Raw genomic sequence first — 19982 nt, forward strand, 5'->3', positions numbered from 1 at the left:
CCGCCGAGACTTTCCGACCGACGGGGCCGACGGCCTCGGCACGCCCCCGACCGCCGGTCCCGGAGCCGTGTGTGCGGACGCGTCGCTGCTCCGGTGCCCGAGGGGACGTGGTGGATCCTCGCGAGCCCGTGCCTCAGCTGGTGCGCGCGGTCTCGTCCTCGGGCTGCAGCGGCTCCTCGGCGTCGTCCACGTCCTCCGTGCCGTCGCGCTCCGCCCGCAGGACCGTGATCGCGGCCTCGAAGTCCTCGAGCGAGTCGAACGCCTGGTACACGCTGGCGAACCGCAGGTAGGCCACCTCGTCGAGCTCCCGCAGTGGACCGAGGATGGCCAGACCGATCTCGTACGCATCGATCTCCGCCGAGCCGGCGCCGCGCAGGGTCTCCTCGACCTTCTGAGCGAGCAGCGCGAGGTCGTCCTCGCTCACCGGACGGCCCTGGCACGCCTTGCGCACGCCGCCGGCGATCTTCTCGCGGCTGAACGGCTCGGTGGCGCCGGAGCGCTTGACCACGGAGAGGCTGGCGGTCTCGACCGTGGTGAAGCGGCGGTTGCAGTGCGGGCACTGGCGGCGTCGCCGGATGGTCGACCCGTCGTCCGAGGTCCGCGAGTCGACGACCCGCGAGTCCGGGTGACGGCAGAACGGACAGTGCACCGTGATCCCCTTCGAGCTGGCCCGCCGAGCCGGGAGGGCCGGCGGCGATGGCGTCGTGAACGCCCCCGTGACGCTAGGCCACGCTCTGCGGCGGTGCAAGGTCGTTGCCCCCGACGCGACCCGCCGTGCTCGATCCCACGTCGCCCCCCACGTTCCCCGGGCGACGCACGAGGGCGGCCATCCTGAGATGACCGCCCACGCGGGGACGCTCCCGTCCCGTGTAGCGGGCCGACTCGCCTCGGCCCGCGCAGTACCGCGCGTCCTGTGTGCCACGCCCCCACGGTGCTCTGGCGGGCTCCCGCGCCGCCGACGGACGTCCGTCAGCCCGCGGGGACCACGATCACCTGGCCGGCCATCAGGCCGGCGTCGGGGAGCTCGTTCAGCCGGACGAGGTCGAACACGACGTCGCGCACGTCGTCCGAGGGCCCGGCGACGGTCTCGGCGATCTCCCACATGGTCTCCCCCGGCTGGACGACGTGCCGCACGACCTCCTGCGCTCCGGAGGGGCCGTCCGCCGCGGCGCGACTGCCGAGCAGCGTGACCAGGGCGACGATCGCGGCCGCGAGGACCCAGAGGACGACGCGACCGCGGGTGGTGAGCCGGAGGTGCGACGCGGCCGCGGGTGCCGCCTGGTCCGCGGGCTGGTCCACGGGCGCCGTGACGATGGTCGGGGTACCCACCAGCCGGAGGTGGCTCGCCCGGGACGCGGCCGACGAGGCGGCCGACCCGCGGGTGGCGCCGGCCGTCCGGCTGCTCGGCGTCGCGAAGCTCGGCATCGCGGGTCCCATCGCCATCGCGCTCATCACGTCACTCGATTCCTGCTCGGCCCGGTCTCCCGGGGTACCGCTGGTCGTCGAACGCTTGTTCGTCGAACGTCTGTACGATGTCTACCAGCATCCGCCGACACTGTCGAGACACGATCGAACAGATGTTTGATCTTCCGTCCCGACATCCCTAGGCTGGCGATGCAGCACAAGCGCACCACGAGCCACTGACACGACCGGCGGGAGCCCCCGTCGCCGCAGGTCAGGAGCTCGGGGGCGTCGGCTGGCACAGGCAGCGCGGCACGTTCACGGAGCAGGCGGAACCAGCGGTACCAGGCGGTCAGGGCCGAGAGGCCGCCGCCCGACGGAGGAGGAGCGCAGTGACGGACTCACGGGACACGTCCCAGCCCGACAAGGACCTGGCGACGATCCACGCGCTGCCGGACGGTGCGCCTGGCCCGGACGGCCTCACGGCGCGCCAGCGGCTCGTGCTGGACACCATCCGGACGTCGGTCGAGTCGCGCGGCTACCCACCGAGCATGCGCGAGATCGGCGAGGCCGTCGGCCTGACCAGCCCGTCGAGCGTCAAGCACCAGCTCACGGCCCTCGAGCGCAAGGGCTACCTGCGGCGCGACCCCAACCGCCCGCGAGCCATCGAGGTCGTGCACGCCGACGACTCCCGGGGTGTGGGCACCTGGCAGGCGCCCGACGGCAGCCGGTCGAGCTTCCCCGACCAGGGCGAGGGCGAGCGGATGCCCGCGCCGTCCTACGTCCCGGTCGTCGGGCGGATCGCCGCTGGCGGGCCGATCCTCGCGGAGCAGGTGGTGGAGGACGTGTTCCCGCTCCCCCGCCAGCTGGTCGGCGACGGCGACCTGTTCCTGCTGAAGGTCAGCGGGGACTCGATGATCGACGCCGCGATCTGCGACGGGGACTGGGTCGTGGTCCGCCGCCAGCCCGTGGCCGAGCAGGGCGAGATCGTCGCCGCGATGATCGACGGCGAGGCCACGGTCAAGACGCTCAAGCGCATCGACGGCCACGTGTGGCTCATGCCGCACAACCCGGCGTACTCGCCGATCCCGGGCGACGAGTCGACCATCCTCGGTCGCGTCGTCAGCGTGCTGCGCAGCCTCTGACGCGCCGGCCGGGCCGCGCGCCGAGCGCGGCCCGGCCGGTCACCACCGCGCGAGTCGTGCGAAGCCCCGTCGATCGTGGCGCGCCGACGAGCCGCTGACGGCTGCCGGCTCAGAAGCCGAACTGCCGGGCGACCGAGCGCACGGCCTCGGCGGAGGCCCGCAGGCCGGCGAGCTCGTCGTCGGAGAGCGGCACCGGCAGCCGTTGGCCCACGCCGTGCGCCCCGACGATGGCGGGCACCGACAGGCACACGTCGCTGATGCCGTGGAAGTCGTCGAGCAACGACGACACGGGCAGCACCCTGCCCTCGTCCTTGACGACGGCCTCGATGATCCGCGACCCGGCCAGCGCGACCGCGTAGTTCGTCGCGCCCTTGCCCTCGATGATCCGGTAGGCAGACTCGACGACCTCGCGCGTGATGCTTGCCCGGACGTCGGCCGTGAGCGGGCCGGCACCGCCCGCCCCGGTCCACTCGAGCAGCGGGACGGACCCGATGCTGGCGGAGCCCCACAGCGGGAGTTCGGTGTCCCCGTGCTCGCCCGCGATGTAGGCGTGCACGTTCTGCACGGCGACCCCCGTGTGCTGGGCGATCAGGTAGCGCAGACGGGAGGAGTCCAGCACGGTGCCCGACCCGAACAGCTGCGCAGGTGGCAGCCCGGAGATCTTCAGCGCCGCGTAGGTGACGACGTCCACGGGGTTGGTCACCATCACGTAGACCGCCTCGGGGGCGACGTCCACGAGCGCCGGGAGCACCTTGCGGACGAGACCGATCGTGGCCTCGGCGAGCTCGAGCCGCGACTGGCCGGGCTTCTGCTTCGCGCCCGCGGTGAACATCACGACGTCGGCGTCGGCGCACACCGCGATGTCGTCGGAACCCACCACCTGCGCCATCGGCATGAACTGGATGCCGTGCCCGAGGTCCAGCGCCTCGGCCTCGACCTTCGCCGCGTTGATGTCGTACAGGGCCACCGACCGGGCGGCCCCGCGCATCAGCGCGGCGTACGCCATGGTCGACCCGACGGCCCCCGCGCCCACGATCGCCAGCTTCGAGGTGCGGCGTGCGCTGCGGTACGGGGCCATGCCGACGTCTTCCATGTCCAGGCTCTCGGTCATCACGTACCTCCAGGTCGTCGACCCGACCGAGGCTATCCGGACGCGGCGAGCCGCTGCAGCGCGGAGACGGCGACGGCGCGGTCGGTGGTCCGCCAGAAGTCGGGCAGCGACCGCGTGAGGAAGCTGCCGTAGCCGGCGGTCGCGAGGCGCGGGTCCAGCACCGCGACGACACCGCGGTCCTCGCTGGTCCGGATCAGGCGACCGGCGCCCTGGGCGAGCAGGAGGGCGGCGTGCGTGGCGGAGACCGCGAGGAAGCCGTTGCCGCCCGCCGCCTCGATCGCGTCCGAGCGGGCGGAGCTCACGGGGTCGTCTGGCCGCGGGAACGGGATGCGGTCGATGAGGACGAGTCGGCAGGTCGCGCCGGGGACGTCGACGCCCTGCCAGAGCGAGAGGGTGCCGAACAGGCACGTGGGCTCGTCGGCGATGAACTGCGAGACGAGGGTGGGCAGCTGGTCGTCGCCCTGGACGAGGATCGGGACGTCCAGCCGCTCGCGCATCGCGGCGGCAACGGCGTTCGCCGCGCGTCGCGACGAGAACAGCCCGAGTGTCCGGCCCCCAGCGGCCGTCACGAGCTCGGCGATCTCGTCCAGCTGCGCGTCGGTCGCCGGCTCGCGGCCGGGCTTCGGCAGGTGCCGCGCGAGGTACAGGATCCCCTGCCGGGGGTAGTCGAACGGGCTGCCGACGTCCAGCCCGCGCCACGGCTGACCGGCGGGCGCGGCGGCGGGGGGCCCGCCCAGCGAGGTGGGGCCGACCGGTTCGGCGTCCGGGCGGACCTCGAGGCCGACGGCGCGCGCGATCGGGTCGAAGGAGCCGCCGAGCTCGAGCGTGGCCGACGTGAGGACGCCGGAGCGGCCCGCGAGCAGGTGGGTCCGGATGAGGCCGTTGACGGCGAGCGGGGCGGCGTGCAGGCGGGTGAGGATGCTGCCGCGCCGGTCCTCGCTGCGGGAGCTCCAGAGCACGGTGTGCCGGTTGTCGTCGGGGTCGGCGGCCATCCGGTCAGCCACCTCGTGCAGCGCCAGCATGGTCGCCTGGGCCATCTTGCGACCGCCCTCGGGCGGGGCGTTGGGCCCGGACTCGGGCTTGAGCACGCTGAGCAGCGCGCGCGTCGTGTCGCGCACGCTCGCCACCGCGTCACGGGCGGCCGGCGGCAGGCCGTCGCGGAACCGGGTCTCGGGCAGCCCGACGAGCACGGTGGCCAGCGCCTGGCTCGCCTGGTCGAGGTCCGTCGTCGGGACCCCGCCGTGCCGCCGCGCCAGGCGTGCGGCGTGCTCGATCGTGGCGACCGACAGCTCGGACGTCGCCTGGGCGGTCACGCGGTCGGTGAGCTCGTGGGCCTCGTCGACGATCAGGACCTGGTGCTCGGGCAGGACACCCGGCGACCCCGACGCCGCGATCCCCAGCATCGCGTGGTTGGTCACGACCACGTCCGCCTCCCGCGACGCGGCCTTCGCCTTCTCGGGGAAGCACTCGGCGAGCATCGGGCACTTGGCGCCCAAGCACTCCAGCGAGGTCACCGAGACCTGCCGCCACGCCTGCGCGGTGACGCCCGGGACGAGGTCGTCGCGGTCGCCGGTGTCGGTCTCGTCGGCCCACTCCCGCAGCCGCAGCACCTGCTCGCCCAGGCTCTCGGTCGGCCCCGCGGCGCCCTTGCGCGCCGGCGACGGGTGCTCGGCGGCGCCGGCGTGCTCGCCCAGGTCGAACAGCGTGCCGGTGTCGTCGTCCGGGTAGCCGCCGGCGACCTTGTGCACGCAGAGGTAGTTGTGCCAGCCCTTGAGCAGCGCGATCGACGGCGTCCGCGGCAGGTGCGGCTCGAGCGCCTTGGCCACCAGCGGCAGGTCGCGCGTGATGATCTGCCGCTGCAGCGCGAGCGTGGCCGTGGACACCACGACGTGCTCGTTCTCGAGGACCGCGTGGCGCAGCGCGGGCACCAGGTACCCGAGCGACTTTCCCGTGCCGGTGCCGGCCTGCACGAGAAGGTGCTCACCCTTGTCGATGGTCTCCGCGACGGCGACGGCCATCTGGTGCTGGCCGTCCCGGCGGACGCCACCGAGCGCCTCGACCGCGACGTCGAGGAGCGTCTCGACGGAGGGGTCGGCGTCTGGCACCGCGTCAGCCTAGTGGCGGCCGACGACGCTCACGGACCGTCAGGGACGAGCGAGTGCCGCGGCCTCGAGCTCGGCGGCGAGACCGGCGTCGACCCGCGCGCGGATGGCCGTGCCCTCGGCGGTGTGGTCCTCGGCCTGGATGTCGCCGTGCTCGTGCACGCGGCTGATCAGGTCGCCCCGGTGGTACGGGACGACCAGGTCGACCGACACGCCTGGGCGCGGGAGCTGGTCGGCAACGAGGGCCTGCAGCTCGTCGATGCCCTCGCCGCTGTGGGCGGAGACGACGATCGAGTGGACCTCGCGCGAGCGCAGCCGGGCGATCGCCTCGGGCGTCGCCAGGTCGGCCTTGTTGAGCACGATGATCTCGGGCACGTCCATGGCGCCCGGGATGTCCGCGAAGACGTGCCGGACGGCCGCGATCTGGCCCTCGGGGTCCGGGTGCGAGGCGTCGACCACGTGCAGGATCAGGTCGGCGTCCGCGACCTCCTCCAGCGTCGAGCGGAACGCCTCGACCAGCTGGTGCGGGAGCGCCCGGACGAAGCCGACGGTGTCGGCGAGGGTGTAGATGCGGCCGTCGACCGTCTCGGCGCGCCGGACGGTGGGGTCGAGGGTGGCGAAGAGGGCGTTCTCGACCAGGACCCCGGCGTGCGTGAGCCGGTTGAGCAGCGACGACTTGCCCGCGTTGGTGTAGCCCGCGATGGCGACAGACGGGATCGCGTGCTTCTTGCGCGACGCGCGCTTGGTCACGCGGCCCGGCTCCATCGCCGCGATCTCGCGGCGCAGCTTGGCCATGCGGTTGCGGATGCGCCGGCGGTCGAGCTCGATCTTGGTCTCACCGGGACCGCGCGAGCCCATGCCGGCTGCGGCGCCGCCCACCTGGCCACCGGCCTGCCGGGACATCGAGTCGCCCCAGCCGCGCAGACGCGGGAGCAGGTACTCCAGCTGCGCGAGCTCGACCTGCGCCTTGCCCTCCCGGGACTTGGCGTGCTGGGCGAAGATGTCGAGGATCAGCGCGGTCCGGTCGATGACCTTGACGCGGACGATGTCCTCCAGGGCGCGGCGCTGCGAGGGGGCGAGCTCGCCGTCGACCACGACGGTGTCCGCTCCGACGGCCGCGACGAGGGCCGCCAGTTCGGAGGCCTTGCCGGAGCCCAGGTACGTGCCCGGGTCGGGCTTCTGCCGGCGCTGGAGCAGACCGTCGAGCACCTCGGAACCGGCGGTCTCGGCAAGCTGCGCGAGCTCGCGCAGCGAGATCTCGGCGTCGGTCACCGTGCCGGAGCCCCAGACGCCCACGAGGACGACCTTCTCGAGGCGCAGCTGGCGGTACTCGACCTCGGTGACGTCCTGGAGCTCGGTGGACAGGCCCGCGACGCGGCGCAGCGACGTGCGCTCCTCGAGGTCGAGCTGGTCCCCGTCGTACGACGAGTGCACGGTCACGCCCGCCTGCAGCGCGGTCCCCGCCCTGGCGAGCACCCGGGCGACGACATCGTCGGCGACCTCCTGCGCGGAGCGCGTGAGCGGGGCGTCGTCGGTCTCGCGGGTGGTGTGCTGCGGGTCGGTCAAGGGGGTCCTCTTCTCGTGCGGTATCTCCAGGGTCGCACGCCCCGTCCGACGACGACGAGGCATTTCGCTGCGGGCCGAGCGGCCGGGCGTCGGTATCGTCGGCGCAGTGAGCGAGCACGACCACTACTTCACGGCGCAGCCGGCCTCGGCCGACGAGCGACGCCTCCTGCGGGTCCGGCTGGCCGGCCGGGACGTCGAGGTCGAGACGGCCGGCGGCATCTTCTCGCCCGACCACGTCGACCTCGGCACCCGCGTCCTGCTCGAGAACGCCCCGGAGCCGCCCGCCGAGGGCGACCTGCTCGACCTCGGCTGCGGCTGGGGGCCGATCGCGCTCACGCTCGCGCTCGAGTCGCCCGGCGCCCGCGTCTGGGCCGTCGACGTCAACGAGCGGGCGCTGGACCTCACGCGGCGCAACGCCGAGCGGCTCGGCGTGACCAACCTCCACGCGGTCACGCCCGACCGCGTGCCGGACGACGTCGTGTTCGCGTCGATCTGGTCGAACCCGCCCATCCGCGTCGGCAAGGAGGCCCTGCACGCGATGCTCACGCAGTGGCTCGGCCGCCGCGAGCCGGGCGGGGAGGCGCACCTCGTCGTCGGGAAGAACCTGGGGGCGGACTCGCTCCAGCGTTGGATCGCCGCCGAGCTCGATGTCGACGTCGAGCGCACCGCGAGCGCCAAGGGCTTCCGGGTCCTGGCCGTGCGCGACCGATGAGCGACTGGCGGACGCTGCGCCCGACGACCTGGAGCATGGTCACGCTCATCTTCATGGTCGCCTTCGAGTCGCTGGCCGTGACCACCGTGATGCCGACGGTGTCGAACGCGCTCGACGGCGCGTCCCTGTACGCCTTCGCCTTCGCCGGGCCGCTGGCGACCGGCGTCGTCGGGATGGTCGTGGCGGGCCCGTGGAGCGACCGCAGCGGACCGCGCACCCCTCTCCTGGTGGCGATCGCCCTGTTCATGGTCGGCATCCTCGTCGCGGGGGCCGCGCCCACCATGGGCGTGCTCGTGGCGGGCCGGCTCGTGCAGGGCCTCGGCGGGGGCGCCATGACCGTCGCCCTCTACGTCGTCGTGGCCCGCCTCTATCCCCCGCTCCTGCACCCGCGGCTGTTCGCGTGGTTCGCCGCGGCCTGGGTGGTCCCGTCGCTCGTGGGGCCGGCCGCGGCCGGTGCGGTGACGCAGCACGCGGGGTGGCGGTGGGTCTTCCTCGGCGTCGCGGTGCTCGTGGTCCCGACGACGCTCGTGCTCCTGCCCGCGCTGCGCCGGATCGGTCCGCCGGACACGCCCGGCGACTCCGCGCCGCGGGGCCGGCTCGCCTGGGCCGGGCTCGCCGCGGCGGCCGTCCTCGGCCTCAACCTCGCCGCGCACCTGGCGGTGCCCTGGTCGGTCGTGGTCGCCGTGGTCACCGGGGCGCTGGCTCTCGTCGCGCTGCGGGCGGTCGTGCCCGCGGGGACGCTGCGCGCGGCGCGCGGCCTGCCGAGCGTCATCGCGGCCCGCGGCCTGGTGGCCGGGGCGTTCTTCGGCGCCGAGGTCTACCTGCCGTACCTGCTCACGGAGCGGTACGCATTCTCGCCGACCACCGCCGGGATCGCGCTCACGGTCGGCGGGATCGCCTGGGCTAGCACGTCGTGGCTGCAGGGGCGGCTCGGGGAGCGGCTGTCGCACCGCACGGCCGTGGTGATCGGCTCGGTCCTCACGCTCGCGGCGATCGTCGGCGCCCTGGTGACGGCGGCCGGCGACCTCCCGGCGGCCGTAGCGATCACGTCCTGGACCCTGGCGGGCGCCGGGATGGGTCTGGCGTACCCGCGACTGACCGTGCTGGTGCTCGCCTACTCGACGCCGGGCAGCCAGGGCGTCAACAGCTCGGCCCTGTCGATCGCGGACTCCATCGGCGCGGCGATCGCGCTCGCGCTCACCGGGCTGGCGTTCTCCCTCGCCGCGGGCAACCCGTTCACGGCCGCGCTCTCGGTCGCCGCGGTCTTCGCCCTCGGCGCCGCGCTGGTGGCCCCGCGGGTGGGCGTCGGCCGCCCTCAGGCGGAGGATGCCACCGACGACGCGGCGTCGAGCGCGCTGCGGACCTGAGCGAGCGTCGGCACCCCGGTCGCCCGGCGCATCACCTCCCCGCGGGCATCGAGCACGAGGACCGTGGGCGTGACGTCGATCGCCAGGCGCTCGCCGAGCTCCAGGTGGTCCGCGACGTCGAGGTCGACGTAGGCGACGCCCTCGGTGGTCGCGACGGCCCGCTCGAGGACGTACCGGGTGGAGCGGCACGGCGCGCAGAACGTGCTGGAGAACTGCACGACCGTCGCGCGCTCCCCCAGCTCCCCCAGCGCAGCGCCCAGGTCGGACGCGGTCAGGCGCGTGCTCATCGGCCTGCGGTGAGCGCGGCCAGGTCGACGTCGGCCGCGGCGACGAGGACCGCGGGTCCGGCGAGCTCGACGTGCCCCTCGGGCAGGAGGCTGACGCGCACGGTGCCGCCCGGCACCTCGACCAGCCACACGTCCGGTGCGCCGGTGCCGGCCCACGTGCGGACCGCGAGCGCCGCGGCGCACGCCCCGGTCCCGCACGACCGGGTCTCCCCCACGCCCCGCTCGTGGACGCGCATGCGCACGCGTCCGACCAGGGAGCCGTCGGGCGCACGCTGCTCGCCCAGGGGCACGACGAGCTCGACGTTGGTGCCGTTCGACGGCACCGGGGTGACCTGCGGCGCCCTGGTGAGGTCGGCCGCGGTGAGCTCGTCCTCGTCCATCAGGGCCAGCACGACGTGCGGGTTGCCGACGTCGACGCTGAGGCCGGCCCGGGCGACCGGCAGTCCGGCGACCTCGACCTCGGCGTCCGCGCCGGCGGCGACCGCGTCGGCACCGCCCGGCAGGTGCCAGCGGCCCATGTCCACGGCGTACCAGACGTCGTCGCCGACCCCGGCCGGCACGGGGACGCGGCGCACGCGGCGCACACCGGCGCGCGTGCCGAGAGCGAGCTCGCCCTCGGCCGCGTCCCAGAGCCCGAGCCGCTCGAGGTAGGCCGCGAACACCCGGACGCCGTTGCCGCACATCTCCGCGACCGAGCCGTCGCCGTTGCGGTAGTCCATGAACCAGACCGCGGCCGGCTCCTCGGCCAGCGCGGCCACGCCCTCGGGCACCAGCTCGCTGGAGACCACCCGGATCACGCCGTCGCCGCCCACCCCTGCGCGCCGGTCGGCGAGCTCGCGGACCAGGGTGGCGGACAGGTCGACGTGGGCCTCGCGGTCGTCGAGCAGCACGAAGTCGTTCTGCGTGCCGTGGCCCTTGGTCACGTGCAGCGTGGGTGCGGCCACGACGGTCATGAGCCCAGGCTACGTCGTGGCGCGGGGTCGTCGGTGGCCAGTCCCAGCTCGCCGGCGTCGGCGGTCGCGACGAGCGCGAGGGCACGCTCGACGACGTCCGGGTCGCGCGCGTCGAGCCAGTGCACGCGCGGGTCCCGGCCGAACCAGCCCATCTGCTTGCGGGCGAGCCGGCGGGTGCCCGCGGCGACCGCCGCCTGCGCCTCGTCGGCCGTCAGCCTGCCGTCGAGCATCGCGAGCACCTCGGCGTAGCCCACCGCGCGGGAGGCCGTCCGGCCCAGCCCGTGCGCGCGCAGGTGCTCGACCTCCTCGACCAGCCCGCGGGCCCACATCCGGTCCACGCGGGCCGTGATCCGCTCGTCGAGCACCGCGCGGTCGCAGTCCAGCCCGATCTGCACGGCCGGCACCTCGTAGACGTGCTGCGGCAGGCTGGCCGAGTACGGCCGCCCCGTGATCTCGATGACCTCGAGGGCGCGCACGATCCGGCGCGCGTTGCGCGGGCCGATGCCGTCCGCGGCCACGGGGTCGGCGGCGGCCAGCTCCGCGTGCAGCGCGCGCGCTCCCTCGACCTCCACCCGCGCCTCGAGCCGCGCGCGGATCCCCGGGTCGGTGCCGGGGAACTCCATGTGGTCGAGCAGCGCGCGGACGTAGAGCCCCGACCCCCCGACGGCGACCGCCCGGGCACCCCGCGACGCGATGTCCTGCAGCGCCGCCCGCGCACGCGCCTGGTAGTCGGCGACAGACGCGTCCTCGTGCACGTCGAGCACGTCGAGGAGGTGGTGCGGGACGCCCTGGCGCTCGCCGGGCGTGAGCTTCGCGGTGCCGATGTCCATCCCGCGGTAGAGCTGCATCGCGTCGGTGTTCACCACCTCGCCGCCGAGCGTGTGCGCGAGGGCCAGCCCCAGGTCGGACTTGCCCGTCGCCGTCGGCCCGACGAGCGCGACCACGAGGGTCATCGGCGTCAGTCGATCGTGGGCCGCGCCGGGTCGTGGTACGCCACGGGCGGCGCGGGCGGCGGAGGTGTGACCGGCACCGTGGTGACGGCCTCGGGGTACTTCTCGTCGAGCTCGTTGAAGAACCGCAGCGCGCTCGCGATCCCGCCGGTGATCTGCAGGTCCAGCTGCGCGTCGCTCACACCGTGCTCGTAGTCGACGGTGTGCTCCGTGTAGACCGCCACCAGGTCGGCCTCGATGCGGACGTAGAGCTTGGGCCAGACCATCCGCTCCGACCACGCGTTCGCGCCGAGCAGCACGTTGCCGAACTCGCTCGAGGGCACCTGGCGGGCCCAGCGGCCGCGCACCTGGAAGTACTCCTTCGCGCGGCCCATGGTGATGAACCAGAACGGGTGCCCGTCCCACCGGCCGACCAGGTCGCCGTCGGTGTCGCGGCCGTAGACCGAGCCACGCGCGTCGAGCCGCGCCGCGACGCGGTCGATGGTCAGCGGCGGGAGGGTGGGTTCGGTGGCGTCGGCAGACATCGGGACCTCGGGTGTCGGGGGGTGGACAGCGCGACCCTACCCGGCGTCCGGCCGGGGCTCCCAGACGAGGACGGAGTGCTGCGCACCGAGCTCGGTGGTGGTCGCCAGCAGCCGTCCGCGCACCTGTGCGGGACCGACGGCGCCGAGCAGCACCTGCCACGGACCCCACCCCCGGACGGCGAGCTCCTCGGCCAGGGCAGGGTCGTCGACGGCCAGCCGGGCGCGGGCGTCGGGACCGGCGTCGACGAGGTCGACCAGCACGCGCGCGTCGTGCTCGATCGCCCGCGGGTCGTCGGCCAGCGGCGCGTCGGGCCCGTGCCGCCCGCTCCCCGAGCCGACGACGACCAGGCCCGTCGGACCGTCGCCGACCAGGGTCCGTCCGAGCGCCGCGAGCTCCTCTGCGCCCTGGCGGCCGGTCACCTCCACCACCCGCAGCCCGTCCGTGCGGCCGGCTCGGGCGAGCAGGTGCAGCGCGACCGCGCTCGGGACCGACGGCGGGCCCGCCCGCGGCCCGTCGAGGGTGACGTCCGGCACCGGCCAGCTCAGCAGCCGGTCGGGGATCCCGGCCGGGCCGAGCGAGGGGCGCACGACACCCGTGAGCTCGCGCTCCTCGCGGCCGGGAGCGACGACGACGATGGTGCGCGGGCCCGTCGCCACGACGTCCTGCACGGCGCGCAGCGCGGCGTCACGCAGCGCGGGGAGGACCTCGGCCGACCCCGCGGCGCCGGGCACGAGCAGTGCGGTGTCGGGGACCAGCGCGGCGCGGACGAGCATGCGCCCGAACCTACGCGAGACGCGCGGGGCACCCGGGCGACACGGCGGTCCCCCGGATGACGGCTCCCTCTGTGGGCGACCGCCGGTACTGTCGTGCGCATGGGGTCGTTCGGGGAACGTGCGCGGCGATGGTTCCCGGGGCGCTCGCGTCCCGAGTCGTCGGAACGCCTCCCCGCGCCCGAGCCGGACGACAACGAGCTCCACGACCGCGTCGCCGAGTTGCTGGCCCGCGAGCTCGGCGTGGCCGAACCTGCCACCGACCTGCCGACCGACGTGACCCCCGCCCGGATCGCCGCGTGGATGACCAACAACCAGTTCAGCTACTTCGTCGACAACGACGGCGACCTGGGCGGGCTGTGGCGCGGGCGGCTGTTCTACTTCTTCCTGTTCGGCGAGAAGTCGGAGATCCTCCAGGTCCGCGGGCAGTGGCACCGCGAGGTCGCCATCGAGCGCCTCGAGGAGGTGCTCGACCTGTGCAACGAGTGGAACGCCGACCGGATCTGGCCCAAGGCGTATGTCCGGGTGCGGGACAACGGGCGCGTGCACGTCGTCTCCGAGGTCGCCACCGACCTCGAGCACGGTGCGACCGACTCCCAGCTCAGCCAGATGCTCTTCTGCGGCCTGTCCACCGGCAGCATGTTCTTCGACGCGCTCGACGAGCGGTACCCGGACCCGGCGGGAGTCGCGCCGTGAGCGGGCCGGGCTGGCTCCTGCGGGTCCTCGGCGGGCTGCCCAAGCCCACCAAGCGTCCGACGCCCGACGACGAGCCGCCGGGTCCGCTGACGCGCGAGCGCATCGCCGACTACCTCGTGGGCCGCGGCTACCGGTTCGTGATCGACGACGACGGCGACCTCACCGGCACCTGGGACGGGAGCCGGTTCTGGTTCCTGCTCCTGGGCGAGCAGCAGGAGATCCTGCAGGTCCGCGGCCGCTGGCACCGCAGCCTGCCGCTGGACCAGCGCGAGGTCGCGTCGCTGGCCGTCAACGACTGGAACCGCGAGCGCATCTGGCCCAAGGCCTACCTGCGGGAGGAGGAGGGCGTCCTCGCCCTCTACAGCGAGGTGTCCGCCGACTTCGAGCCGGGCGTGACCGACCCGCAGCTGGCGCAGCTGCTCGCGTGCGGGCTGGGCACCGGCGTGCAGATGTTCTCGTCGCTCGAGGCCGTGCTCCCCCACGACGGCGCACCGCCGCCGGACGTGCCGGACAACTAGGCGGCCGGTCGGCCCGGCGGTCAGCGGGGGGCGAGGACGCAGAAGTCGTTCCCCTCCGGGTCGGCGAGGCACACCCACGGCACGTCGCCCTGCCCGACGTCGGCGTCGGTGGCGCCCAGGGACCGCAGCCGGGCCACCTCCGCCGCCTGGTCGTCACCGGGGTGCGGCAGCACGTCGAGATGGATGCGGCTCGTGATGGGGGCCCCCGGGGGCGTGCGGCGGAGCTCGAGGTAGGGCCCCACTCCCGCCGCCGACCGCAGCCGCGCACCGTCGTCGGTCGCCTCGTGCAGCGTCCAGCCCAGCGCCGCCTCCCAGAACCGGGCCATGGCTCGCGGGTCCGCGCAGTCGACGACCACCGCGGCGATCGGGCCCGTGTCCTGGGAGGTCGGCCGCGGCTCCAGCACCCGGAAGACGTTGCCCTCGGGGTCGGCCAGGACCGTCCACGGCACGTCGCCCTGGCCCAGGTCGGCGGCGGTGGCCCCGAGTTCCTGCAGACGCGCGACCAGCTGGGCCTGGTGCTCCCGTGAGGTGGTGGCGAGGTCGAGGTGCACCCGGTAGTGCACGGTCTCCGGGTCCGGCACGGTCACCAGGTCGACGCAGACGGCCGCGGGGTCCGGCCAGTCGAAGCCGAGGGGCTCGAGGTTGGTCACGCCGGGACCCTCGCTGGACAGACCCCAGCCGAGTGCCTCCGCCCAGAACCGGCCGAGCGCCGAGTCGTCGCGCGCCTTGATGTTCACCTGAACCAGCTGCAGTCCCATGGCGCCCGACCCTAGGGCCAGGTCAGAGCCGTGACGACACCAATGCCCGCGTCGGCCGGGTCGCGCGCGGGACGTCCGTCCCGCCGGGCTAGCGGCGCGCGAGGCCGATCGTCGGCAGGCCGAGGACGACGGGGCCGGCCGGTCCCGCGCCCGTGCCGCAGGAGTCGCCCCCGCCGCCGTGGCTGTGCTCGTCCTCGCCGTTCTGTCGCCGCTCCCACGCGTCGCCGGCCGCCGTGCGGCGTACCGCGAACGTGCCGCCGGTCAGCGCCGAGTCCGCCACGAGGTGGTAGGGCGCGGCCCGCGTCACGGTGACGGCGACCAGGTCGCCGGGTCGCGGCACGGCGGCGCCGCCGACGGGCAGGGCGAGGTGGACCAGGCGGTTGTCGGCGGCCCGGCCGGTGACCCGGTGTGTCGCGTCGTCCTTGCGCCCCTCGGCCTCGGCGACCAGGACCTCGACCGTCCGGCCCACCTGGGCCTGGTTCTCCTCCTGCGAGATGTGGTCCTGCAGAGCGGTCAGGCGGAGGTAGCGCTCCTGCACGACCGCCTTCGGGATCTCGTCGGGCAGGTCGAACGCCGGGGTGCCGGGGCGCGGCGAGTACTGGAAGGTGAAGGCCGAGGAGAACCGCGAGGCCTCGACCACGCGCAGCGTCTCCTCGAAGTCCTCCTCGGTCTCGCCCGGGAAGCCGACGATGATGTCCGTCGTGATCGACGCGTCGGGCATCGCGGCCCGGACGCGGTCGAGGATGCCGAGGAACTTGTCGGACCGGTACGAGCGGCGCATGGCCCGCAGGATCCGGTCCGAGCCGGACTGGAGCGGCATGTGCAGCTGGGGCATCACGGTCGGGGTCTCGGCCATGGCCGCGATCACGTCGTCGGTGAACGACGCGGGGTGCGGGGACGTGAACCGCAGCCGCTCGAGCCCCTCCACGGCGCCCGCGGCGCGCAGCAGCTTGGCGAACGCGCCCCGGTCCCCGAAGCCGACGCCGTACGAGTTGACGTTCTGGCCGAGCAGAGTCACCTCGATCGCACCCTGGCTGACGAGGGCCTCGATCTCGGCGAGGATCTCCCCCGGCCGGCGGTCGCGCTCCTTGCCCCGCAGGTGCGGCACGATGCAGAACGTGCAGGTGTTGTTGCAGCCCACGCTGATGGAGACCCAGCCCGCGTAGACCGACTCGCGGCGCGTCGGCAGGGTGCTCGGGAAGACCTGCAGGGACTCCTCGATCTCCACCTGCGCCTCGGCGTTGTGCCGGGCGCGCTCCAGCAGCGTCGGCAGGACGTCGAGGTTGTGCGTGCCGAAGACGACGTCGACCCACGGCGCGCGCTCGACGATGCCCGCGCGGTCCTTCTGCGCCAGGCACCCGCCGACCGCGATCTGCATGCCGGGCCGCGCCCGCTTGGTGCCCGCCAGCCGGCCCAGGTTGCCGTAGAGCTTGTCCGCCGCGTTCTCGCGGACCGCGCACGTGTTGATGACGATGACGTCGGCGTCCTCCGCCGCGGCGTCCGCGGGGCTGGCGGCGACGTAGCCGGCCTGCTCGAGCATGCCCGCCATGTGCTCCGAGTCGTGCACGTTCATCTGGCAGCCGAGCGTCTTCACCAGATAGGTGCGCGCAGCGGACCCGTCGGCGCTCGTCGACGAGGGGCGCGGAAGGGCGATGGGCAGGGTCGTGGACATCACCGACCAGGGTACGGCGGTGGGTCGGAGTGACCTGCATCGAGGACGTCGCTTGACCGAGCCGTGGCCCGATCGTGACGGTGAGCGCTCGCCAAGTCCGACAATTGCCCCGTAGGTTCGACCAATGGAGGACCCAGCAGCCGCTCCGACCCACCATCCGACCGACGCCCTCGTCGAGCTCAAGGCCGTCGACAAGCACTTCGGCTCGCTGCACGTGCTCCAGCACATCGACCTCACCGTGCGTCGGGGTGAGGTCGTGGTCGTCATCGGCCCCTCCGGCAGCGGCAAGTCCACGCTGTGCCGCACGATCAACCGCCTGGAGACCATCGACTCGGGCACCATCTCGCTCGACGGCCAGCCCTTGCCGGCGGAGGGGCGCGCGCTCGCCCGGCTCCGCGCCGACGTCGGCATGGTGTTCCAGTCCTTCAACCTGTTCGCGCACAAGACGGTCCTGCAGAACGTGGTGCTCGGTCAGGTCAAGGCCAAGGGCGTGAAGCCCGCGAAGGCGCGCGAGATCGCGATGGACCTGCTCGACCGGGTGGGCGTCCGGGACCAGGCCGACAAGCTCCCCGCGCAGCTGTCGGGCGGGCAGCAGCAGCGCGTCGCCATCGCCCGGGCCCTGGCCATGCAGCCGAAGGTCATGCTCTTCGACGAGCCGACGTCCGCGCTGGACCCCGAGATGATCAACGAGGTCCTCGACGTCATGGTCGGCCTCGCGAACGACGGCATGACCATGATCGTCGTCACCCACGAGATGGGCTTCGCGCGCCGGGCCGCGCACCGCGTCGTCTTCATGGACGGCGGCCAGATCGTCGAGGAGGCCGACCCGGAGACGTTCTTCACGGCACCCACCAGCGCCCGCGCGCGCGACTTCCTGTCCAAGATCCTGACCCACTGAGAACCCCAGAACCCCACCGCGACCGAACCGACACCGCACACCACACACAAGGGGAGACACATCATGCGACGAGGACGACTGGTCCTGGCACTCGCTGCCGCCGCCACGCTCAGCCTGACCGGCTGTTCGAGCGGCGACGGCGACACCGACACCGACGCAGGCGCCACCAGCGACGCGTCCGCCTCCGGCGGCGGCGCCGAGGGCACGATCAAGATCGGCATCAAGTTCGACCAGCCCGGCCTGGGGTACCAGGACGGCAGCGAGTACACCGGCTTCGACGTGGACGTCGCGAAGTACGTCGCGGGCGAGCTCGGGTACGGCGAGGACCAGATCGAGTGGGTCCAGTCGCCGTCCGCGCAGCGCGAGACGCTGCTGCAGAACGGCCAGGTCGACATGATCTTCGCGACCTACTCGATCACCGACAAGCGCAAGGAGGTCGTCTCCTTCGCCGGTCCGTACTTCGTCGCCGGGCAGGACCTCCTGGTCGCCGCCGACGACGACTCCATCACGGGCCCCGAGGACCTCGAGGGCAAGAACCTCTGCTCGGTCACCGGGTCCACGTCCGCCCAGCGCATCAAGGACGAGTACGCCACGGGCACGAACCTGCTCGAGCAGCCCGGCTACGCCGAGTGCGTGACGGCACTGACTGCCGGGACCGTCGACGCCGTGACCACCGACGACATCATCCTGGCCGGCCTGGCCGCCGTGCCCGCGAACGAGGGCAAGGTCAAGGTCGTCGGCAACCCGTTCTCCGAGGAGAACTACGGGGTCGGCATCCCCAAGGGCAGCGACAAGTGCGAGGCCATCAACACGGCGATCACCAAGATGATCGACGACGGCACGTGGCAGGAGCTGCTCGACAAGAACGTCGGCGCCTCCGGCTACAAGGCGAACGACGAGCTGAACCCCCCGACGCCCGCCGCCTGCGCCTGACCCGTCTCCCGGGGGCCCTCGCGACGACCGCGACGGCCCCCGGGACCTCCCAGAGCAAGGAGCGTCGGTGGACGACGGCTTTCTGCAGCAGTTCGTGTCGCTGTTCGGCGAGTTCGACGTGCCCGCCGCGTTCTGGGTCAACATCCAGCTGACCTTCTACGCGGGCATCCTCGCCCTGATCCTGGGCACCGTGCTGGCCACCATGCGGATCTCCCCCGTCCCCAGCCTGCGCTGGGCGGGGTCCACCTACGTCACCCTGCTCCGGAACACGCCCCTGACGATCATCATGGTGTTCTGCGTCCTCGGGCTCTGGGGGCAGCTCGGCTTCACGCTCTCGCCCGACTTCCAGACGAACTTCTTCCGGCTCGCCGTCCTCGCGCTGTCCGTGTATCACGCGGCGTTCGTCTGCGAGGCGCTGCGGTCCGGGGTCAACACCGTGCCCGTGGGTCAGGCGGAGGCCGCGCGCGCGATCGGGCTGTCCTTCTGGCCGGCGGCGCGGCTGATCATCCTGCCGCAGGCGTTCCGCGGCTCCGTGGCCCCGCTGGGCAACGTGCTCATCGCGCTGACCAAGAACTCGACAGTCGCGTCGGCCGCCGGAGTCGCCGAGGCGTCCGGGCTGATGAAGACCATGATCGAGTTCCGGCCGGACGTCATCGTCGCGATCTTCCTCACCTTCGCGCTGGGCTTCGTCATCATCGTCGTGCCGATCGGCCTGGCGACCACCGCCCTCTCCCGACGACTGGCGGTGGCCCGATGAGCACCCTCTTCGACGTCCCCGGCCCGGTCGCCCGCCGCCGCATGGTCTTCGTCAACATCGGCGCCACCGTGGTCGTCGTCGGCATCGGCGTGTGGGTGCTGGCGCGGCTCGGCGCGAAGGGGCAGCTCGACCCCGCGCTCTGGAAGCCGTTCCTCACGGCCAACCCGTGGACCAACTACCTGCTCCCCGGCCTGCGAGACACCCTCAAGGCCGCCGGGATCTCGATCGTCACGTCCGCCGTCTTCGGGCTGGTCTTCGGCCTCGGGCGGCTCTCCGCGTCGCGAGCCGTTCGCTCCGTCAGCGGCACGATCGTCGAGTTCTTCCGCGCCGTCCCCGTGCTGCTCATGATGATCTTCTTCTACCTGGGCCTCGGGCAGATGCGCGTCATGGAGCCGTCCGACGTGCCGCTGGTCGCCGTCGTCCTGGGGCTCACCTTCTACAACGGCTCCGTGTTCGCCGAGCTCGTCCGGTCCGGGGTGCACAGCCTGCCCCGCGGGCAGCGGGAAGCCGCGTTGGCGATCGGGCTGCGCGACGGTCAGTCGCTCCGGATCGTCGAGGTGCCGCAGGCGCTCATCGCGATGCTGCCCGCGATCGCCAGCCAGCTCGTCGTGATCCTCAAGGACTCCGCGCTCGGCGTCATCATCACGTACCCCGAGCTGCTCGACGCCGCCCGGCGCTTCGGCTCCGGCAACGGCAACATCCTGCAGGCGCTGGTCGTCGCGGCGCTCATCTTCATCGTCATCAACTACGGGCTGACCAAGCTGGCGGACCTGCTCGCCAGCCGCGTCGGCAAGCGGACGGCCGGCAAGCCGCGCGCCGAGGCGCCGAGCCTGGTCGTAGCGACCGGGAACGACTGAGGCT

At 73.5% G+C, this 19982-nt stretch carries 21 protein-coding genes; 9 read left to right on the top strand and 12 right to left on the bottom strand.

Annotation, left to right across the window (positions count from 1 at the left end; genetic code table 11):
* Positions 1–133 precede the first annotated feature (133 nt).
* A complete protein-coding gene (gene nrdR / locus AC1DT4_RS10130) occupies positions 134–649 on the bottom strand; it encodes a transcriptional regulator NrdR (protein WP_477089660.1) in 516 nt (171 codons plus the stop codon).
* Between the two features lie 320 nt (positions 650–969).
* The gene (locus AC1DT4_RS10135) at positions 970–1452 is read right to left on the bottom strand and encodes a LysM peptidoglycan-binding domain-containing protein (RefSeq protein WP_477089661.1); all 483 of its coding nucleotides are present in this window, start codon (positions 1450–1452) and stop codon (positions 970–972) included.
* Between the two features lie 341 nt (positions 1453–1793).
* Here AC1DT4_RS10135 and lexA point away from each other — a divergent pair, with 341 nt between their 5' ends.
* A complete protein-coding gene (gene lexA / locus AC1DT4_RS10140; RefSeq protein WP_477089662.1) occupies positions 1794–2546 on the top strand; it encodes a transcriptional repressor LexA in 753 nt (250 codons plus the stop codon).
* A gap of 109 nt (positions 2547–2655) precedes the next feature.
* Here lexA and AC1DT4_RS10145 read toward each other — a convergent pair whose 3' ends face one another.
* The 3 genes from AC1DT4_RS10145 to hflX are packed head-to-tail and all read right to left on the bottom strand — an operon-like array spanning position 2656 to position 7325.
* Positions 2656–3657: an L-lactate dehydrogenase gene (locus AC1DT4_RS10145; RefSeq protein WP_477089663.1), complete on the bottom strand. Its 1002-nt coding sequence runs from the start codon at positions 3655–3657 to the stop codon at positions 2656–2658.
* Between the two features lie 32 nt (positions 3658–3689).
* Positions 3690–5762, bottom strand: coding sequence for an ATP-dependent DNA helicase (locus AC1DT4_RS10150; protein ID WP_477089664.1), 2073 nt, complete (start codon positions 5760–5762; stop codon positions 3690–3692).
* A gap of 39 nt (positions 5763–5801) precedes the next feature.
* Positions 5802–7325, bottom strand: coding sequence for a GTPase HflX (gene hflX, locus AC1DT4_RS10155; RefSeq protein WP_477089665.1), 1524 nt, complete (start codon positions 7323–7325; stop codon positions 5802–5804).
* A 106-nt stretch (positions 7326–7431) separates the two neighbouring features.
* Between hflX and AC1DT4_RS10160 the strand changes: the two genes are divergently transcribed.
* Together AC1DT4_RS10160 and AC1DT4_RS10165 are read left to right on the top strand one after the other, a co-directional pair.
* Positions 7432–8037: a class I SAM-dependent methyltransferase gene (locus tag AC1DT4_RS10160; protein ID WP_477089666.1), complete on the top strand. Its 606-nt coding sequence runs from the start codon at positions 7432–7434 to the stop codon at positions 8035–8037.
* A complete protein-coding gene (locus AC1DT4_RS10165) occupies positions 8034–9404 on the top strand; it encodes an MFS transporter (protein WP_477089667.1) in 1371 nt (456 codons plus the stop codon). The genes AC1DT4_RS10160 and AC1DT4_RS10165 overlap by 4 nt, the downstream gene beginning before the upstream one ends.
* Here AC1DT4_RS10165 and AC1DT4_RS10170 read toward each other — a convergent pair.
* The 5 genes from AC1DT4_RS10170 to AC1DT4_RS10190 are packed head-to-tail and all read right to left on the bottom strand — an operon-like array spanning position 9353 to position 12892.
* Positions 9353–9691 (bottom strand): TlpA family protein disulfide reductase, encoded by a 339-nt coding sequence (locus tag AC1DT4_RS10170; RefSeq protein WP_477089668.1) that lies wholly within the window; start codon positions 9689–9691, stop codon positions 9353–9355. The genes AC1DT4_RS10165 and AC1DT4_RS10170 overlap by 52 nt on opposite strands.
* Positions 9688–10644: a diaminopimelate epimerase gene (gene dapF, locus AC1DT4_RS10175; RefSeq protein ID WP_477089669.1), complete on the bottom strand. Its 957-nt coding sequence runs from the start codon at positions 10642–10644 to the stop codon at positions 9688–9690. The genes AC1DT4_RS10170 and dapF overlap by 4 nt, the downstream gene beginning before the upstream one ends.
* Positions 10641–11597, bottom strand: coding sequence for a tRNA (adenosine(37)-N6)-dimethylallyltransferase MiaA (gene miaA / locus AC1DT4_RS10180; protein ID WP_477089670.1), 957 nt, complete (start codon positions 11595–11597; stop codon positions 10641–10643). Before miaA ends, dapF begins: the two co-directional genes overlap by 4 nt.
* Positions 11598–11602: 5 nt before the next feature.
* The gene (locus AC1DT4_RS10185; protein ID WP_477089671.1) at positions 11603–12118 is read right to left on the bottom strand and encodes a type III secretion system chaperone family protein; all 516 of its coding nucleotides are present in this window, start codon (positions 12116–12118) and stop codon (positions 11603–11605) included.
* A gap of 36 nt (positions 12119–12154) precedes the next feature.
* On the bottom strand, positions 12155–12892 hold the full coding sequence (locus tag AC1DT4_RS10190) for a class III extradiol ring-cleavage dioxygenase family protein (RefSeq protein WP_477089672.1): 738 nt from the start codon (positions 12890–12892) through the stop codon (positions 12155–12157).
* 99 nt (positions 12893–12991) lie between these two features.
* Between AC1DT4_RS10190 and AC1DT4_RS10195 the strand changes: the two genes are divergently transcribed.
* Both AC1DT4_RS10195 and AC1DT4_RS10200 read left to right on the top strand, forming a co-directional pair.
* Positions 12992–13585 (top strand): type III secretion system chaperone family protein, encoded by a 594-nt coding sequence (locus tag AC1DT4_RS10195; RefSeq protein WP_477089673.1) that lies wholly within the window; start codon positions 12992–12994, stop codon positions 13583–13585.
* Positions 13582–14103, top strand: coding sequence for a type III secretion system chaperone family protein (locus AC1DT4_RS10200; RefSeq protein ID WP_477089674.1), 522 nt, complete (start codon positions 13582–13584; stop codon positions 14101–14103). The genes AC1DT4_RS10195 and AC1DT4_RS10200 overlap by 4 nt, the downstream gene beginning before the upstream one ends.
* Positions 14104–14123: 20 nt before the next feature.
* Here AC1DT4_RS10200 and AC1DT4_RS10205 read toward each other — a convergent pair whose 3' ends face one another.
* Both AC1DT4_RS10205 and miaB read right to left on the bottom strand, forming a co-directional pair.
* On the bottom strand, positions 14124–14861 hold the full coding sequence (locus tag AC1DT4_RS10205; protein ID WP_477089675.1) for a VOC family protein: 738 nt from the start codon (positions 14859–14861) through the stop codon (positions 14124–14126).
* 88 nt (positions 14862–14949) lie between these two features.
* On the bottom strand, positions 14950–16533 hold the full coding sequence (gene miaB / locus AC1DT4_RS10210) for a tRNA (N6-isopentenyl adenosine(37)-C2)-methylthiotransferase MiaB (RefSeq protein ID WP_477089676.1): 1584 nt from the start codon (positions 16531–16533) through the stop codon (positions 14950–14952).
* Positions 16534–16657: 124 nt separating this feature from the next.
* On the opposite strand from miaB, the gene AC1DT4_RS10215 reads away from it, so the two are divergent.
* The 4 genes from AC1DT4_RS10215 to AC1DT4_RS10230 all read left to right on the top strand — a co-directional run bounded on the left by AC1DT4_RS10215 (position 16658) and on the right by AC1DT4_RS10230 (position 19978).
* A complete protein-coding gene (locus AC1DT4_RS10215) occupies positions 16658–17431 on the top strand; it encodes an amino acid ABC transporter ATP-binding protein (RefSeq protein ID WP_477089677.1) in 774 nt (257 codons plus the stop codon).
* A 63-nt stretch (positions 17432–17494) separates the two neighbouring features.
* Entirely contained in the window at positions 17495–18364 is an 870-nt protein-coding gene (locus AC1DT4_RS10220; protein ID WP_477089678.1) for a glutamate ABC transporter substrate-binding protein, read from the top strand.
* A gap of 67 nt (positions 18365–18431) precedes the next feature.
* Positions 18432–19121 carry an amino acid ABC transporter permease gene (locus AC1DT4_RS10225; protein WP_477089679.1) on the top strand — a complete coding sequence of 230 codons (690 nt, stop codon included), beginning with the start codon at positions 18432–18434 and terminating at the stop codon, positions 19119–19121.
* Positions 19118–19978: an amino acid ABC transporter permease gene (locus tag AC1DT4_RS10230; RefSeq protein WP_477089680.1), complete on the top strand. Its 861-nt coding sequence runs from the start codon at positions 19118–19120 to the stop codon at positions 19976–19978. The genes AC1DT4_RS10225 and AC1DT4_RS10230 overlap by 4 nt, the downstream gene beginning before the upstream one ends.
* The last annotated feature ends 4 nt before the right edge of the window (positions 19979–19982 follow it).

The sequence above is a fragment of the Cellulomonas sp. P4_D11 genome (genome assembly GCF_056401915.1).

Excerpts from the sequence above, each read along its gene's own strand:
- AC1DT4_RS10230 (WP_477089680.1), top strand. The coding sequence starts at position 19,118 with ATGAGCACCCTCTTCGACGTCCCCGGCCCGGTCGCCCGCCGCCGCATG.
- miaA (WP_477089670.1), bottom strand. The coding sequence starts at position 11,597 with ATGACCCTCGTGGTCGCGCTCGTCGGGCCGACGGCGACGGGCAAGTCC.
- AC1DT4_RS10165 (WP_477089667.1), top strand. The coding sequence starts at position 8,034 with ATGAGCGACTGGCGGACGCTGCGCCCGACGACCTGGAGCATGGTCACG.
- AC1DT4_RS10145 (WP_477089663.1), bottom strand. The coding sequence starts at position 3,657 with ATGACCGAGAGCCTGGACATGGAAGACGTCGGCATGGCCCCGTACCGC.
- AC1DT4_RS10205 (WP_477089675.1), bottom strand. The coding sequence starts at position 14,861 with ATGGGACTGCAGCTGGTTCAGGTGAACATCAAGGCGCGCGACGACTCG.
- AC1DT4_RS10215 (WP_477089677.1), top strand. The coding sequence starts at position 16,658 with ATGGAGGACCCAGCAGCCGCTCCGACCCACCATCCGACCGACGCCCTC.
- AC1DT4_RS10190 (WP_477089672.1), bottom strand. The coding sequence starts at position 12,892 with ATGCTCGTCCGCGCCGCGCTGGTCCCCGACACCGCACTGCTCGTGCCC.
- dapF (WP_477089669.1), bottom strand. The coding sequence starts at position 10,644 with ATGACCGTCGTGGCCGCACCCACGCTGCACGTGACCAAGGGCCACGGC.
- miaB (WP_477089676.1), bottom strand. The coding sequence starts at position 16,533 with ATGTCCACGACCCTGCCCATCGCCCTTCCGCGCCCCTCGTCGACGAGC.
- AC1DT4_RS10185 (WP_477089671.1), bottom strand. The coding sequence starts at position 12,118 with ATGTCTGCCGACGCCACCGAACCCACCCTCCCGCCGCTGACCATCGAC.
- AC1DT4_RS10135 (WP_477089661.1), bottom strand. The coding sequence starts at position 1,452 with ATGAGCGCGATGGCGATGGGACCCGCGATGCCGAGCTTCGCGACGCCG.
- AC1DT4_RS10170 (WP_477089668.1), bottom strand. The coding sequence starts at position 9,691 with ATGAGCACGCGCCTGACCGCGTCCGACCTGGGCGCTGCGCTGGGGGAG.
- AC1DT4_RS10195 (WP_477089673.1), top strand. The coding sequence starts at position 12,992 with ATGGGGTCGTTCGGGGAACGTGCGCGGCGATGGTTCCCGGGGCGCTCG.
- AC1DT4_RS10220 (WP_477089678.1), top strand. The coding sequence starts at position 17,495 with ATGCGACGAGGACGACTGGTCCTGGCACTCGCTGCCGCCGCCACGCTC.